Annotated in this window: 3 protein-coding genes; 1 reads left to right on the top strand and 2 read right to left on the bottom strand. The window is 45.5% G+C overall.

Annotated elements, in window-relative coordinates:
• Positions 1 to 829 (bottom strand): BMP family lipoprotein (locus WEIDD23_RS05535; protein WP_062358823.1); only part of this gene is annotated, 829 nt, incomplete at its 3' end.
• Positions 830 to 1,078: 249 nt separating this feature from the next.
• Positions 1,079 to 1,936, bottom strand: a complete 858-nt coding sequence (gene ispE / locus WEIDD23_RS05530) for a 4-(cytidine 5'-diphospho)-2-C-methyl-D-erythritol kinase (RefSeq protein ID WP_010371487.1) — start codon at positions 1,934 to 1,936, stop codon at positions 1,079 to 1,081.
• A 144-nt stretch (positions 1,937 to 2,080) separates the two neighbouring features.
• Here ispE and WEIDD23_RS05525 point away from each other — a divergent pair.
• Positions 2,081 to 2,476 (top strand): YbaN family protein (locus WEIDD23_RS05525; RefSeq protein WP_010371490.1); only part of this gene is annotated, 396 nt, incomplete at its 3' end.

Genomic DNA, 2,476 nt, shown 5'->3' with positions numbered 1-2,476 from the left:
ACTTGCCATCCTTAGCCGTGTAGGCACCGTCCGCGTTTTGATCACGGTCAACACCGATAACCCAAACCTTATCAGCCGCCTTCTTTTCACTGTTCAAATCCTTAGCTTCTGTGAAGACACCGGCACCAGCTCCACCAGCCGCTGCGAAAATAACATCAGCGCCGTTTTGGTACATTGATGCGGCAATCGTCTTACCCTTACCGGCATCAGTAAAGCTACCAACGTATTGCGCATCGACCTGAATGTCCGGGTTAACTGACTTCGCTCCAGCCGTAAAACCAGCTTCGAAAGTCTTCACTACAGCTGATTCCATGCCACCGACGAAGCCTAACTTATTCGTCTTAGTTGTCTTAGCGGCTGCAACACCAGCCAAGTATGATGACTGTTCAGACTTGAACGTTACTGACACCACATTCTTTTGCGTCTTCGCAACATCATCGACAATCATGTAGTTTGTCTTGGGGTGCTTCTTAGCTTCCTCATTAATGGTTGACGTCAATTGGAAGCCAATCCCATAAATATTTTTGAATCCGGCTGCTGCCGCTTGATCGTAGTTCGTCTTGAAGTCAGCGTTCGTCTTTGACTGGTAGTATGTGTAACCACCCTTCCCCTGCTTAACGCCGTTCTCCTTACCCCACTTTTTCAAGCCTTCCCAAGCTGATTGTTGGAAAGACTTGTCATCGACACCCCCACCATCAGTTACCAAAGCCACTGATGTCTTGTCGGATTCGCCTGAAGCTGACTTGTTTCCAGATAGAGCGGCATAGGCGCCACCAGCAATAACCAGCACCGCAGCACCAGCAAGCAACATCTTTACGTTTGAAGCCATGTTTATTATTCCCCTTTATGAATAAAACCCTATAATTTTCGATAACTTTGTCATCTGTGTGAATAATATAACTGACTTTCGTGACCTTGTAAACCCTCTTGTTCGTGTTTTATCCAAAAATAACACGTTAACTTTTTGTAATGTTCATTTTTAAAAGGTTAAACGTTTAAATGTCGAATGTTCGTTCGTTAAATGAATGTTTAGCGAGAACAAAAAAGAAGCAATCATATCTGACTGCTTCTCAATGACTTAATTTACAAGTCGCACCATATACGTTTCGGGAACAAACCCCCGGACAGCATTGTAAATCCGCTTTGCACGTGACGCTTTATCTGTAATCGCGAAAACGGTCGGCCCAGTCCCCGACATTTGAACCGCTTCAGCCCCAAATTTAAGCATTTTTTCTTTTAATTTGATAATTTCCGGATACTTCGAGGCAGTCACCGGTTCAAGCACATTGAACATGTTATGAAAAGCCGTCTTAAAGTCACCAGCTTCAACTGCTGCCATTAAGCCGCCCATATCACCATGCACTAAACTATCATAATCAATCATTTTCAAAATTTTCGGAGTTGAAACACTTACAGCTGGTTTAGAGACCACTAGCCAAAGTGGCGGGAATTTTTGCGTTAGCGGATCAACCACTTCACCACGGCCGGTCACTCGAGCAGGGCGCGAGTAGACACAAAAAGGCACATCGGCATCAATCTTCAAACCGATTTCGGCCAACTGGGCTTCTGTTAAGCCCAGTTGCCAAATTTTATTGAGTCCTCTTAAGACAGCGGCCGCATCTGAAGAGCCCCCGCCCATTCCTGCCGCAACCGGAATATGCTTATCGATATGAATTTCCACACCGTCCGCAACGCCAGCCCGCTGTCGCATCAGTTCTGCTGCTTGATAGGCCAGGTTTTTCTCATTCAACGGCAACAAGCCACTTGTCGAATCGACGATGATATTCGTATGCGCCGTAGTCGTTCTGATTGTCACCGTATCGGCCAAATCAATTGCGACCATCAACATGTCCCACTCTTGTTCACCGTCTGCGTGGGCAAACGGGGTATCAAGGCTAATATTGAGCTTTGCGTAGGCACGTTCCAATATCTCCATGGTCATGGCATCCTTTCGAGTCTTTTGTTTCATTATAGCAACTTTATAAGGGTTTGCGAAATTCTACCGTACCGGTTGGTTTTCCCTTTTGTCGGACTGTTATCCTTGCTATACTGAAACTACTATCCAAAAGGACATTGATTTATGCGCTATTTATATATATTGGCTGGTCTGATTACCTTTGGTATCGGAACCGTCACAATTTGGGTGCCTGGGATACCAACCACCCCATTTTACTTACTAACCGCCTTCTTTTGGGGTCGTTCATCAGAGCGGCTACACAGCTGGCTGATTAACAATAAACACTATAAGACGTACATTCATGAAGGTATCTATCAACGCAAACTCTCGCAACGAGGGCGCATTGTGATTTACTTGGTGACCGCTGCGATGATGAGCATTCCGTTCTTTACATCCGGTAAACTATGGCTCCAAATCACCTTGGTTCTTGCCTCATTGTCACAGATTATTTCCATGGAAGGCTTCTACCGTGGTTGGTGGATGAACAACTGGTTCCTTGTGAAAGAGGACGACGAAGCT

This window comes from Weissella sp. DD23, assembly GCF_001579105.1.
GTDB classification, from domain to species: Bacteria; Bacillota; Bacilli; order Lactobacillales; family Lactobacillaceae; genus Weissella; species Weissella cibaria.
The sequence above is the reverse complement of the archived record's forward strand: the minus strand, read 5'-3'. Positions and strand labels throughout refer to the sequence as shown.